This window comes from Dietzia sp. CQ4, from assembly GCF_014145125.1.
GTDB classification, from domain to species: Bacteria; Actinomycetota; Actinomycetes; order Mycobacteriales; family Mycobacteriaceae; genus Dietzia; species Dietzia natronolimnaea.
The window spans coordinates 1-12,835 of the sequence record NZ_JAALDZ010000421.1 but is presented as its reverse complement, the minus strand read 5'-3'; the positions used below and the strand labels follow the sequence as shown (position 1 = coordinate 12,835).

Annotated in this window: 11 protein-coding genes; 8 read left to right on the top strand and 3 right to left on the bottom strand. The window is 63.5% G+C overall.

From position 1 onward, the window contains the following. Positions 1-220: 220 nt before the first annotated feature. The gene (eno, locus tag G6031_RS18195; protein ID WP_182654041.1) at positions 221-1,498 is read right to left on the bottom strand and encodes a phosphopyruvate hydratase; all 1,278 of its coding nucleotides are present in this window, start codon (positions 1,496-1,498) and stop codon (positions 221-223) included. Positions 1,499-1,843: 345 nt separating this feature from the next. Here eno and G6031_RS18190 point away from each other — a divergent pair, with 345 nt between their 5' ends. The 6 genes from G6031_RS18190 to G6031_RS18165 all read left to right on the top strand — a co-directional run bounded on the left by G6031_RS18190 (position 1,844) and on the right by G6031_RS18165 (position 10,192). Further along, positions 1,844-2,737, top strand: a complete 894-nt coding sequence (locus G6031_RS18190) for a nuclease-related domain-containing protein (RefSeq protein WP_182654040.1) — start codon at positions 1,844-1,846, stop codon at positions 2,735-2,737. A gap of 247 nt (positions 2,738-2,984) precedes the next feature. After that, on the top strand, positions 2,985-4,583 hold the full coding sequence (locus G6031_RS18185; RefSeq protein WP_182654039.1) for a DEAD/DEAH box helicase family protein: 1,599 nt from the start codon (positions 2,985-2,987) through the stop codon (positions 4,581-4,583). A 38-nt stretch (positions 4,584-4,621) separates the two neighbouring features. Then, entirely contained in the window at positions 4,622-6,130 is a 1,509-nt protein-coding gene (locus tag G6031_RS18180) for a site-specific integrase (RefSeq protein ID WP_182654038.1), read from the top strand. A gap of 107 nt (positions 6,131-6,237) precedes the next feature. After that, positions 6,238-7,875 carry a hypothetical protein gene (locus G6031_RS18175; RefSeq protein ID WP_182654037.1) on the top strand — a complete coding sequence of 546 codons (1,638 nt, stop codon included), beginning with the start codon at positions 6,238-6,240 and terminating at the stop codon, positions 7,873-7,875. Next, positions 7,872-9,836: a hypothetical protein gene (locus tag G6031_RS18170; protein WP_182654036.1), complete on the top strand. Its 1,965-nt coding sequence runs from the start codon at positions 7,872-7,874 to the stop codon at positions 9,834-9,836. Before G6031_RS18175 ends, G6031_RS18170 begins: the two co-directional genes overlap by 4 nt. Beyond that, positions 9,833-10,192, top strand: coding sequence for a hypothetical protein (locus G6031_RS18165; protein ID WP_182654035.1), 360 nt, complete (start codon positions 9,833-9,835; stop codon positions 10,190-10,192). The genes G6031_RS18170 and G6031_RS18165 overlap by 4 nt, the downstream gene beginning before the upstream one ends. Before the next feature lie 242 nt (positions 10,193-10,434). Here G6031_RS18165 and G6031_RS18160 read toward each other — a convergent pair whose 3' ends face one another. Then, positions 10,435-10,695 (bottom strand): helix-turn-helix transcriptional regulator, encoded by a 261-nt coding sequence (locus G6031_RS18160; RefSeq protein WP_182654034.1) that lies wholly within the window; start codon positions 10,693-10,695, stop codon positions 10,435-10,437. A gap of 1,125 nt (positions 10,696-11,820) precedes the next feature. On the opposite strand from G6031_RS18160, the gene G6031_RS18155 reads away from it, so the two are divergent. Both G6031_RS18155 and G6031_RS18150 read left to right on the top strand, forming a co-directional pair. Next, entirely contained in the window at positions 11,821-12,156 is a 336-nt protein-coding gene (locus tag G6031_RS18155) for an Lsr2 family protein (protein ID WP_182642448.1), read from the top strand. A gap of 250 nt (positions 12,157-12,406) precedes the next feature. After that, positions 12,407-12,673: a hypothetical protein gene (locus tag G6031_RS18150; protein WP_067715495.1), complete on the top strand. Its 267-nt coding sequence runs from the start codon at positions 12,407-12,409 to the stop codon at positions 12,671-12,673. 42 nt (positions 12,674-12,715) lie between these two features. Here the strand turns inward: G6031_RS18150 and G6031_RS18145 are convergent. Next, positions 12,716-12,835, bottom strand: a 120-nt coding sequence (locus tag G6031_RS18145; RefSeq protein WP_182654033.1) for an ATP-binding protein, incomplete at its 5' end; no start/stop codon positions are given.

The window sequence follows — 12,835 nt, the reverse complement described above, 5'->3', positions numbered from 1 at the left end:
CGGCAGGAGACTCACCGCGGATGCGACCCCGCTGCGGGGCCCGGCGGATGGGCCCCGACGCCTCGCCGGGGCGCCGGGACGACGACCGATCGCGGCCGTCGCCCCGGCGATCAGAAGGGCGCGGTGGTCGAGCCATGAGCCCTCCTCTCGACTACCTACCTGCTCGGTTTGGGCTTGCTCGGACTGTGCCTATTCCGACCGTGCGACCCGATGGCCTGGCTCAGGCGTTGAAGCGCGGGAAGGCACCGGCGCCGGCGTACCGGGCGGCGTCCCCGAGCATCTCCTCGATGCGCAGCAGCTGGTTGTACTTGGCCACGCGCTCCGAGCGGGCCGGGGCGCCGGTCTTGATCTGGCCACAGTTGCAGGCCACAGCGAGGTCGGCGATGGTCGTGTCCTCGGTCTCTCCCGAGCGGTGCGACATCATGGTGGCGTAGCGGTTGCGGTGCGCCAGCTCCACGGCGTCCAGCGTCTCGGTGAGCGTGCCGATCTGGTTGACCTTGACCAGCAGCGCGTTGGCCGCGCCCTGGGCGATCCCGTCGGCAAGTCGCTCGGGATTGGTGACAAAGAGGTCGTCGCCCACCAGCTGGACCTTGCTGCCGATCATGTCGGTCAGGGTCTTCCAGCCCTCCCAGTCGTCCTCGTCGAGCGGGTCCTCGATGGAGACCAGGGAGTAGTTGGCCACCAGGTCGGCGTAGACGTCGGCCATCTCGGCGGCGGAGAGCTGCTTGCCCTCGAAGTGGTACTTGCCGTCCTTGTAGAACTCGGTGGCCGCGACGTCCAGCGCGAGCGCGACGTCGGTGCCGAGGGTGTAGCCGGCCTTCTCGATGGCCTCCGCGATCACGTCGAGCGCGGCCTTGGTGGAGTCCACCGACGGGGCGAAGCCGCCCTCGTCGCCCAGTCCCGTCGACAGGCCCTTCTCCTTGAGCACGGCCTTGAGGTGGTGGTAGACCTCGGTGCCCATGCGCAGGGCCTCGCGGAAGGTGGGCGCGCCGATGGGGGCGATCATGAACTCCTGGACGTCCACGCCCGAGTCGGCGTGGGCGCCGCCGTTGAGGATGTTCATCATGGGCACCGGCAGGACGTGCGCGTTGGCGCCGCCGACGAAGCGGTACAGCTCGAGGTTCGCCGAATCGGCCGCGGCACGGGCCACGGCGAGCGAGACGCCCAGGATGGCGTTGGCGCCCACGGTGGACTTGTTGGGGGTGCCGTCGGCGTCGAGCAGGGCCTCGTCCACCAGACGCTGCTCCTCGGCGGGGATGCCGATCACGGCGGGGGCCAGCACGTCCAGCACGGCGTCGACCGCCTTGGTCACGCCCTTGCCCAGGTAGCGCTCGTCGGAGTCACGCAGCTCCACGGCCTCGTGCGCACCGGTCGAGGCGCCCGAGGGGACGGCCGCCCGCGCGAACGAGCCGTCGTCCAGAAGCACCTCCACCTCGACGGTGGGGTTGCCTCGCGAATCGAGGATCTCCCGGGCTCCGACCTGCTCGATAAGCGCCATCTGTACTCCTTGGGGAAGTTCGTGGATCGTGTCTGGGTCGGCACCGCGCTGGGTGGTTGCAGTACCGGGGGCCATTGTTCCACGTCGGTCTACAGGGCGGGCCGAGGCTGCGCCGGGGGCGGGGTGGCGAGCCTGTCCGGGGACACCAACACCCAGCGTCCGAAGTTGCATATCCGCGAGTAGCCACTGCGCGCGTGGACTATGTTCCGGGCATCAACTCGATGAGAGGAAAGTCCGGTGACAGAAATTCTCCCGCTTCTCACAGCACTGCTTATTGGGGTCCTCGCTGTGGGGGCGGTGTGGCATTCGAGATCCAGGACGAGATGGCAGAAACAACTGACGGCTATGTCCGCAGAGATGACCCAAGCAGAACAGCGGCATTCAGCCACGCTCTCTGATGCACGGGCAGCCCATAGTCGCGCTATCGCGAGCGAGCATGACTACTACCGCCAGATCCGTGCACGTCTTCAGCTCTCAGCCGGGGAGAGCACATCTCGCGCGCATGTCTTGTCAGCGTGCCGTGAAGCCAGGATTAACGCGGTAGTGATGTCCAACGTGTTGTTCAGACCGCCGGAGGCTGACGATGGCAAGGTATTCCACGCTCAAGTCGACCATCTCGTGGTGACCGAACGGGGCTTGCTGATTGTGGAGAGCAAGTACTGGAAGTACGCCGTCTTCGATGGGGTCGACTTCCGCGCGCATTCTGATGCGCTGCACATCCTGTTCGGCGACCTCGTCGGAGACCTGACCCGACAGCAAGCAGTGCATCTGTACCGCGAGGATGGCCAAGTCAGGCTCAGAATCTCGAGCCCGGCGGGTCAAGTGCGTCTTCAGGCGCAACGCCTCAGTGCGTTCCTCATGACGCGAGGGATCACACCCCCGTGGATCAACACCTGCGTGTACTACTGCCACCCCGAGAGCAGGGTGCACCATGCCGAATTCAACAACCGGACGGCCGTCGTCAGCTCCTACCCCGCCCTGGGCCGCACGATCATGGCCACGCAGACCGCAGAAACCGCCCGCGTCGATGTCGAAGCGATCGTCAGAGCCCTAGCACCGTTGAGCACCGATACAACCGGCACGGGGATCTACAGTCAGAAGTGGACAAGCATCCTCGACGCACACTCAGAGGGTGCGTCCGGCAGCACGACATCTCATTCACCGAGCGTGGGTCGTGACGCTCGTGCGCCGATGTCCGCGATGGCTCCGTCAAGGTCCGAGTCGCCGACGACCACCTAGCGACCCGCGAGCAGGATTCCGGCCGGAGCGGGCCGTTGTCGTCGTCGAACCCGTGCCCCGCCCTCCTCGTGGTCACGTCGGCACCGGGCGCTCACCCCGCCGCCCCGGCGGCCCGGCAGCCCGGAACCGCGGACGCCGGCGGTGACGTACCCGCCCCATACAGTGAGCCCGACCCCGCCAGGACCACCCAGGAGAACGCTGTGGACTCACCCGCCCTCGTCACCGCCCGCGCCGGGGCCGGCCATTGATGGTGGCTCGGCCCTCACGCACGTCCACAAGCAAGCGCAAGACGAGCTCCAGGCGGGCGACGTCGGCCAAGAAGCGACCCGCCGCGGCGCCGACGGTTCCGACGATCCCTCCCGGCCAGCGGGTGTGGCTGTTGGAGCTCCCGTGGGGAGGACTGGGCGGCGGGACACCGGCCGGGGTGACCTACTACAAGGCACTCACCGCGCACGCCTACGTCGGTACCGCCCTGCCGAGCGCACTGGAGCCCTACGCCAGCAAGCCCTATTCCTACCTGCGGTGGCTGGAGGACGAGCTCAACGGCAGCGAGGGCCCGGGCGCGACCGCTGCGCCGATGACACTCCGACCGGAGCAACGCGCGGACGTGGACGCGATCATGGCTGCCGCCCAGCGCCAGTTCCGACAAGTTCACCTGACCAACGATGTGGGCACCGGCAAGACCCTGGTGGCAGTGGCCGCGGCGAAGGCCATCGCGAAGTTGCGCGGCGCGCGCACGATCCTGGTGACCGTGGACCGGCCGGCGCGCATCACCATTCCGTCGTGGCGGCGCACCATCGCAGCACTGGGTGACGACGACTTGCGCTGGATCATCATGTCCTCGGACAGCCTGGGCAAACTCATGGCGCGAAACGGGCGCCCTCGCCTCAAGGTCGACGTGGCGGTGATCGACGAGGCCCACCAATTCCGGCACGCCAGCAAGCGCACCAGCTACCTGCGTCGTCTGACCCGCATGGACGGCCCGCACGAGAAAGCCCCGTTCGTGCTGACGATCACCGCCACCCCGGGCCACCACCCGGGCGAATGGGGCTACCTGTCGTCGCTGTTCGCACAGGTTCACGGCGACCCGCCTACGCGGTGGGCGGACTTCGGGCGGACTCTGGCCGAGCGGGGCGTGCCCCTGGAGACCTCCTACGGCAAGTGGACGTGGACCGCGGAGGCCAAGGAGTCGTTGCCCATGCAGCAGGCCGCCATCAGCGACGTGCGCGACACCCTGCTGCGGCACGATCCGCCGCTGATGCTCACCCGGTCGGCGCCGTGGGGGCCGCCTCCGTTTGACGTGGACCTGGTGGAGCTGACCCCGGACCAGTGGCGGGCCTACGAGCTGGAGTGGGGCGACTTCCAGCGGGAGATGCAGCTGGCGAGGACGGGCAACAACGTCGCTCGCGGGCTGGCTGCGCTGGTGCGGCTGCGCCAGAAGGCGTCGATGATCCGGGTCGAGCACACGGTCGCGGCGGCGAAGGCCGAGCTCGAGCGCGGCTTCCAGGTGTTGATCGCCACCGAGATGGTGTCCACGGCCGCGCACCCGGTGGCCGAGCTGCTCGAGGCCGACGGGATCCCGGTCGCACGGATCTACGGCTCGAACCCGCAGGCCGAGTCCGAGCGGATGCGGTTCCAGCGAGGCGAGGCGCCGGTGGTGGTGTTCAACACGCCCACCGCGATCAACCTGCAGGCGCGCGAGCAGTTCGCAAACGGCACGTTCGCGACCGACACCCCGCGGAGAGGCTTCTTCCACCAGGCCCGCTACTCGGGGCTCCTGGCCGAACAGACGATGGGCCGCGCGCACCGGAATCATCAGGTGTGCGCCTGGTCACTACTTATGTAGTAACCGGCGACTGTTGGGTGCGCTCTACGCTGGCTGACATGACCGTCTCGCAACCCATGAACCTCGCGCAGGTGAAGACCGTTCGTCTGAGCGTGCTGTCGGACATGGTTGACCGGCCTGCGTGGCTGGAATCCTCAATGAGCCAGGCGGCTGGGATTCTTCGCCGGAAGGCTCCCCTCTATATTCCGGTGACTGCCAACGGGAATATTCATCCTGCGGTTGCCGAGTGGGCGCGGAGGTATCACTCCGTCAATACAGCTTCCGCTTATGCGTCAGATGTGGCGCTCTTTTTCAGATGGCTTGGTCCGGGGAATGACTGGCTTGCGGTGCGCCGCGCTGAGATTAACGATTTCATGGACCGGCGTCGCTTTGGTGCCTCGGGCGATGATGATCTGCGAGATATTCCGGCGGAGCCGGTATCTGCATCAACGCTAGCTCGCAACCTGGTCGCCATTCGCTCGCTTTACGACGTGGCTGTGGGTCTGGGAATTATCACCGGCAATCCAGTGCCGTCGGGACGGATCAATGCCACCAAAGGACAGTTGTCAGCGGACGTCAACTGGCTGACCCGCCGGGCGTACGACCGCTGGCGGTCCGAGGGCCTGCTGGGGATTGGATCAGCTCGCGGCGAATCGTTGATGATGCGTGAGAGGAACACCGCGTACGCGGACTTGCTTTACCACACTGGCCTGCGACGAACTGAAGGTGCTGGGCTGCTGACGTTTGAGATTCCCAGCGCTGATTTCAGCACGCGACTGGTCTCTGGGCGGGTGCCAGCTTCGCTGTCGAAAGGGAGCCCGTCGCGGGGCCGGATGATGTACTTGGACCGCGCGACGCACCAGTCGATCACGTCATATGTCACCGGGGCGCGTGAGGTCGAGGTGGCGTTCGGCCTTCGGTCTGGCATCTACGAGCAGGACGCGGACCCGATGATCCTGAAAGAGATTTCCCGCCGCGGAGGGATTCCGACCAAGGTCCTGGTGAGCCGACCCGCAAGGGCTGGTGAAGAGCGTTGGTGGCGGCTGGACGACCTCACGCTCGCCCAGCGCACACGCATGTACGCACTGGATGAGGAGGGGCGTCGGCGTCCTCTCATGGTGTGGCTCGGGACGGGCGGGAAGCCTGTCGGCGTCTCCAACTGGAACACCGTCTTCAAGTCTGCTTCCGCCCGAACGGCGGGTTCTCGCGGTGCGTGGGGGGCCGGTCTCGCGGTCCTCGATGACACAACGATTCGGGTCCATCCACATATGCTTCGCCACTCGTTCGCGCTGTATGTGTTTGCGCTCGCCGCACACATGGAAATGTGCCAGCGTGGTGCACTAACGCCCGGCGCGTTCGACTCGATGGTGCGCAGCCAAAACATCTGGCTGCGAGTCCAGACACTGCTGGGGCACCGGAGTGTCGAGACCACTCGGAATTACTATTTGGCACCCGTTCTGGCCCTGGAGTGGGAGTGGTTCATGCGGGCCGCTGAGGGTGCTCCGCTGTCCCTCGACCACACGCTCTCGCAGGTCGCTGCCCTAGACGACCGGGTGGCAGACGCATGAGATGCGAAGCAGTCAATGACTGCCTCCGGGTGACCCCGTCACGCGGACGGCCCTACGAGCTCGATTTCACATCTGTTGACGTCGGACCAAACCTGCGAAAAGCACTCATGGAACGATTCATCGACATGGCTGGGCCTTCGGGGTCATGGGGCACGAAAGCGACGACGGGTAGAGCTCTGACGGCAGTCCGGGCGTTCTTCTCCGACCTCGGCGTCGTCAATGCCAGTGACCTGACTGGGGTGATGTACCGCGAACGGTTGATGTTGTGGACCAATTACACTCGCTACAGACGGCACCGCATTCTTCGAGTCATCCTGCCCACACTTCCCGGCATCAGCGCGGAGTGCGCACACGTCATTGAATCGACGACTGCGCCGCGACCGGAACCGCAGGCCTCTGACGACGCGTTGACCGATGAGGAAATCGAGTTGCTACGACTCACCTGTGTCAACAACGTGCGTGATGCCCTCACCCGTGTGAAGCATGGCTGGGACGTCGTCGACGCCTATCAGCGTGGCGAGTATGACGACCGCCATCCCGACTACGAGTACGCCCAGTTCCTAGACGAGGTGGCCCGCACCGGCGATGTAGCAGACCGCATCCCCGGGAGACCGAGTACGCGGCGCGTGCCACCGAGCGTGTACCGCAGGCTTTACCCGAACTCGAAGACCAATAACCGAACGCTCTTTCCGCTGTGGGAGAACCTCTACCCGACTCCCGCCGAAGTCGCTGCCGCGCTCCTCGCATTGATCATCACCTGCGGCTGGAACCTCGGCACCGCCCTCACTCTCGGCGTGAGCGACGTCAACCGAGTGGACGCCCGTGACGGCAGTGAACCGCTCCATCTTCGCGTCAGGCTCACCAAACCGCGACGGGGCGTCGTCAGCGAGTGGACTGAGACCTACACCGACAACGGCCCTCGATCCAAAGCCCGCCTGATTCAGATGATTCTCGAACTCACCGACGGGGCGCGGCGCACGCTACAAGAGGTGGGCTACCCCACTGACGCGGTGCTCGTGTCCCTCTCGGGCCAAGTAAATGCGATCGGTAGCAACGCGCGACCAGTCCCGCTCACCGTGCTGGTAGACGCGAATACCCACACGATAGCGAGATACCTCAGGGCCTGGCGCGGTGAACACCCCGAACTGGACTTTGCAACTCCTATCAGGTTGCGATCCTACTTCGCCACACAAGTTCATCCGCAAGGTCATAGTCTCAACACCAACATCGACTACAACCTGAACGATCCGACGGTGAAGAAGGCCGTGCAGCCAGTCATCGCCACTGTTCTTCAAGACCATTTCCACGCCGTGCAGGCGCGAGTCGTGAACGGTGCGGCGACGATCGACGACCTCCCTACGGATTTCCGCGGCGTGCTTGAGGACGTGAACTCAGGTGCGCGCGACACAGTGGCCTCGGCCTGCGTTGACCACGAGCATGCTCCCGACACTCATGAGCCGTGCCGCGCGTCCTTCCTGACTTGTTTCTCGTGTACGAACGCGGTGGTCCTTAAGCGACACCTCCCTCGAGTCGTCGCCCTCCACGACCACCTGGAGGGATTGCGCGCTGTCACGCCAGCACACCTCTGGGACTCGCGATTCGCGGCTCACCATGCCCGCATCGCCTCGCTGCTAGTCCCCAATCGACACTTCTCGAACAGCGACCTCCTCGCTGCCCGCGCTGATGTCACCGATACTGACCGGGACCAGGTCAATCGACTGATGAATAGGACTTGGGACACATGACCAACCCCGCCGTCAACACTGCTGCGACTCGGACGGTCGGGCTCACGCCGGTCGTCCCGCTGCTGACCAGTCCACTCTTCGCCAACCGTCACCACCGGACTCCCGAAGCAGCACCGGAGCCAGTCTTCGGCGACGACGTGTGGCCGCTCCACTACCTCTCGTTTTCCGAGAACCGGATCACATTGAACATCAACTTCGCTGCCATTCGGCCCCGTCATCGCGAAGCGGCGAAGGTTTACCTCTATAACGTCCTCAATACGGAAACTCAGCGTCGAACCACGTCTATGAAGACTCGGTTCCCATCCGCCCAGACCGCCCTCCATATGTTCCACGCCATGAAGTTTTTGCTGGACTGGATCGACGCACACGGACTCAGTAGCATCGCAGACCTCACCACCGACGACTGGACCCAGTACGGCGAGCACGTGGGTGCACGCGAGGATTGCACCTATTCATACAGGGTTTCGCAACTAGTCCACCTAGGGCGACTGTGGGCCCACAATGTCGACCTGCCCTCGCCTTACGCGTTCACCGCACCCTCATGGTTCTCGGCGAAATATAGCCGGTGGCTCGGTCCTGCCCCAGTCGAGTACGAGAACAAAACCGAACCGTTCCACCCTGAGGCGATCAGTGCGCTCATCGTTGCCGCCCACACCGTCATCAGCGGCTATCTCGACGGCACACTCACCGTCGGGCGTCGCGGCATTAAGAAGACCGCTGAAACATGGTTCACGGCGCAAGGGATCACGCTCCCACCGGGCCGTCTCTCCGCCGAGAACGCCCGACAATGGAAGGACGCCACCAACTGGCTCCAGTCCTACGACGCAGGCAGCGTGCGGTCGGCAGCGTTCGTGCTCATCTCCTACTTCACCGGCATGCGCCCCCAAGAGGTCCTGCACCTTCAACGCGGCTGCCTCCGCTACAACCCAGTCACCAGCAATGCCAGCGCCGCAGCTGAGTACACAATCGTCGGCCGCGAGTTCAAGGGCCTCCGCGACGAGTACGGTGATCAACTCAGTCAAGGTGCTCAACGCGACCAGCCGTGGGTGACCATCGAGCCCGCCGCCCGCGCGATTGAGGCGCTCGAACAGCTCGCGAGACCAGACACCCCATATTTGTTCGCCTGGAACCGCCGCCCACGAGAAGGCCAACAGCGGCAAGGCGAAGTAGCCACCACGTCCTCCATAGGTGTTAGTCTCGGCAGCTTCATCACGCTCTGGAACGCCCACGCTACCCAGAACGGAGACCCGGTCGTTCCAATCTCCGGGCCGACCAGCATCCTCTCCGAGAACCAATCCGGTGACGCCGCTCGCCTGCGTATCGGAACCACCCGCTTCCGACGCACGCTCGCCTACCACATCGCCAACCAGCCCGGCGGTGAGATTGCGCTCGGCATCCAGTACGGGCACGTCAAAAGCGTCGTCTCCCTCGGCTACGCGGGGCGCGGGGAGTCCGGCTTCCCCGATGTAGTGGAGTTAGACGCCCTCCTCGGCTCCTGGGACGACCTCACGCTGCTCGCCGAAGAACTCGAAGGCGGATCTGCCATTAGCGGCCCGGCCGCGAATCGCGTCCGTGACGGCGTCACCGCCTTTGCTGCCGAGTTCGCCGGCGAGGTCAAAACCGAAGCAGCACTCGAGCGTTTCAAACGATCCGGACTCACTCTCATTCACGACAACGGGCGCGCCCACAACGTCTGCTCGTACGTTGCCGCCACCGCCCTCTGCCACCCCACCCGAACTACCAACCACGACTCGGGGACACCAGACCTCGCCAACTGCCAACGCGGCTGCCCCAACATCGCCCTGCTCGACCGCCACTTCCAAGAGAAGACGCGGCAACGCGACCAACTACTCGCTGAAATCGACTACTTACCCGCCCCGCTGGCAGCGCGCAACCAGCAAATCGCGGACGAACTTACCAAGGAAATCACCCGACACAAACAAGGAGAGAACAATTCATGACCCGACGCGGTGATGATGCAGAAGAACGCGACAAACTCATTGCCGCGCTCATTCGGACCCTGAAAGGTGAATCCGAAAATAGTTCGGGACGACTATCAGTCAAAGCGATAGCCCAGGAAGCCGGTCTCGCACGAACGGCGCTTACCCACAAACACCTCGACCTAAAAGAACTCATCGAAATTTATCAATCTGCAAATAGAGACCGAACCCGAAATGACAATACGGAAAAGGTGGAGTCTCTCACGGCCGAAGTGCAAGAACTCAAAGCCCTCAACGAGGTGCTGGCCGCGCAAGTGACGCTCGCGGCCCTCACCTACCGTTCCTCGCCAAGTCTCACATCGGTGCCGCCGCCCTGAGCACCACGCAGGCTGGTCAACCAATTATTTACCAGCGCGTGTCGAACAATCAGCCCAAGGATTTCGCCCTGCAACCTGCCGGAGGCCGCGACGGAGTGAACAGCCTAGCCGTCAGTGGTACTGACTGTTCTAGCTGAAAGTTGTTGGTGGGTGCAGACCACGATCGTCAATCTCTACAGCCATGCCAAATCTCGCCACTGGGTCGGCCTATCAAACGAGTCGCGGCTGGCCCATTAGTCTTCTCAGCCGAGTTCTGGGTCGGCGCTTATGAGCTTCTGCGCTTCAAGCACGATTTCTTCTGGCGTTGAATTTATCGCACGGGCTAGAGGCCATAGACGATCCAGCGGGGTTCCGCCGACTCCCTTTTCAATCCGTCGAAGCTCTCTCTCGCTCATGTTCGCCTGTTCGGCAACTTCGACCTGAGAGAGCGCGGCCGCCTTCCGCAACCGGGCTACGACCGTTCCGATGGCTCGGCGCACGACTTCCCTCTCCCGCAGCTCCATGGGCGAAAACTTGTGATCCGAGATAGGCACAGGCCCATTATCGCCGTCGATCGACCGTGTCGAGCGACCGGCACGACCCTTTCTGGCACCCGAGGGCCCCTCAGCGATACTATAGGACACTAGTGTCCGGTTTCGCTACGATCGTCTCGAGGTCCTTGGTGCACTCGCCACTCCCGCTACCCGCGCTCCGGCCGCCGAAGCGGCGCCCGGTCCACCAGATGTTGAGCTTGATCGAGGCGCACTCGAAGGGCGAGCAATGGACAGTTCAATTCCGTAGCCCGATATTTGGTGTTTACAGTGTGTTCGGCCCAATTCACCGCTCTGCCGTGACAAATGAGCTGAGAGTGGGACTGGCTTTTATCACGACCGGGGGCAAGTCCCCTAATAGCCGCGTGCTAAATATCTGGGCTGAACGGGCGGACTTAATTGATGTTGCGAGCACAAACTGCTCGCCGGCCACCGTCAGACATGGGGCAGTGGTCCGCGCTGAGGTCTCATCATTCGGAGATCGCCTCACCTTGGTGGGACATGCAGTCGCACAACGGCGCACCGAACTGATCGGAGTCGGCCACCACACGATACGAACGCCGTCTGGTGCGGCGCCGAACCTCATCTCAGTGTCTGAGGTTGCAATCCCCTCTAAACGACCTCCACCCCTGCCGTATGCGTGGTCGGATCTCGACTACGATGCCTCGCGTCAATAACGTGCTGGCTATGTACGCGACACTGCACCGAGCCCGGCAGGAATCATGACCCAGCGACAAACACACGCCGGAACCCCGCTTGTCGAAATAACTCTACCGGGACGAGGGCCACTTGCTGCCGCTGCGGCATTGGGAAGAGATGCTGGGAACCATAACCGGCATGTGGTGAGTTTCCGGTTGCCGGCACGCTCTAAGTGGTCTGATGACAACGCTGCTGCCGACCGTCCGCAAAAAACCGTTCAGCAGCACTAAGCCGACCGAGGACGTGCGGAACAACCCCAGATATCGCCAAGCTGTGAGATAGCCCACTGGCCATACTGGGGAAGCTGTTTTTATTGCCACTCCTAGCTTGCTGAAAAATTGACCAAGATCGTCAAGTGTGGATACTTAGTCCCGCACCTTGACAATCTTTGGGAGAACAATGGCAGTCGTATATTCCGCAGTCTTCATCGACGACTTCGACGGTAAGGAACTAGACCGAGACGAGGCCGTGTCGATTAAGTTCAGCTACCGCGGCAAGGACTACAGCATCGATCTGAGCGCCGAAAACGCCGCTCTGTTCGATGATGCGATCGAACCGTTCCGGTCAGCGGCGACCAGAGTGAAGGGCGACAAGAAGAAGCAGATCGCCCGCACCTCGGGCGGGCGCACCGACACCAAAGCGATCCGCGAGTGGGCGAACGCCAATGGGCACACGGTCTCTGACCGTGGACGTATCCCCGCCGACATCGTCGAGGCGTACGACGCCGCTCACTGAACTAGCCGAAGAAAAAGGAAGGGCCCTGCCTCAAGTCGAGGCAGGACCCTTTGTTTCCACTCGCAGGCTCCAGTCCAGCTCGTCCCAGCCACAGAATCGCGCTGACACATTGACGAGGTCGAGCCAGCGGGCGCCCTCTCCGACTGGCGGCGGGACGACACCGGTAACCAGACGTTATGTAAAGTAATACTTGTCGAGAGCGTCCACTAGTACTTGACGACATACTCAGCGCAGGCGAATACTCGGGACTATGGAGACCTCTCGCCTGGTCGAGCTCATTGATGCTCACAAGCACACCTACGGCGTCAGTGAGGCCGAGCTGGCCCGCCGAATCGGGATCACCCGCCAGAATCTGTACTTGTGGCGCACCCGCGGTCTGCGCGGCCTGCCGGCCCGAGCGACTCTCGATGGCATGGCTACCGAACTGCATCTTCCGTATGTCCGGGTTCTCGAGGCGGCCTTGCGCGATGTCGGCTACCTCGACGCCACCGACGGATTCTCAGGCGTACTGGCATGACCGCCCCTGACCCCCTCGGCCCGGCGGCCACCTGAGTCGTCTTTAGTCCGGCTTTGGAATTTCGACAGTAAAGCTCGCACCTTGGCCGGGCCCGTCGCTGTGCGCTCGAATGTGCCCTCCGTGGGCTTCGACGAGTGCGCGAGTGATGGTCAGGCCGATACC

Coding starts and splice junctions, on each gene's coding strand:
- eno (WP_182654041.1), bottom strand. CDS start 1,498: ATGGCGCTTATCGAGCAGGTCGGAGCCCGGGAGATCCTCGATTCGCGA.
- G6031_RS18190 (WP_182654040.1), top strand. CDS start 1,844: ATGTCCGCAGAGATGACCCAAGCAGAACAGCGGCATTCAGCCACGCTC.
- G6031_RS18185 (WP_182654039.1), top strand. CDS start 2,985: ATGGTGGCTCGGCCCTCACGCACGTCCACAAGCAAGCGCAAGACGAGC.
- G6031_RS18180 (WP_182654038.1), top strand. CDS start 4,622: ATGACCGTCTCGCAACCCATGAACCTCGCGCAGGTGAAGACCGTTCGT.
- G6031_RS18175 (WP_182654037.1), top strand. CDS start 6,238: ATGGAACGATTCATCGACATGGCTGGGCCTTCGGGGTCATGGGGCACG.
- G6031_RS18170 (WP_182654036.1), top strand. CDS start 7,872: ATGACCAACCCCGCCGTCAACACTGCTGCGACTCGGACGGTCGGGCTC.
- G6031_RS18165 (WP_182654035.1), top strand. CDS start 9,833: ATGACCCGACGCGGTGATGATGCAGAAGAACGCGACAAACTCATTGCC.
- G6031_RS18160 (WP_182654034.1), bottom strand. CDS start 10,695: ATGGAGCTGCGGGAGAGGGAAGTCGTGCGCCGAGCCATCGGAACGGTC.
- G6031_RS18155 (WP_182642448.1), top strand. CDS start 11,821: ATGGCAGTCGTATATTCCGCAGTCTTCATCGACGACTTCGACGGTAAG.
- G6031_RS18150 (WP_067715495.1), top strand. CDS start 12,407: ATGGAGACCTCTCGCCTGGTCGAGCTCATTGATGCTCACAAGCACACC.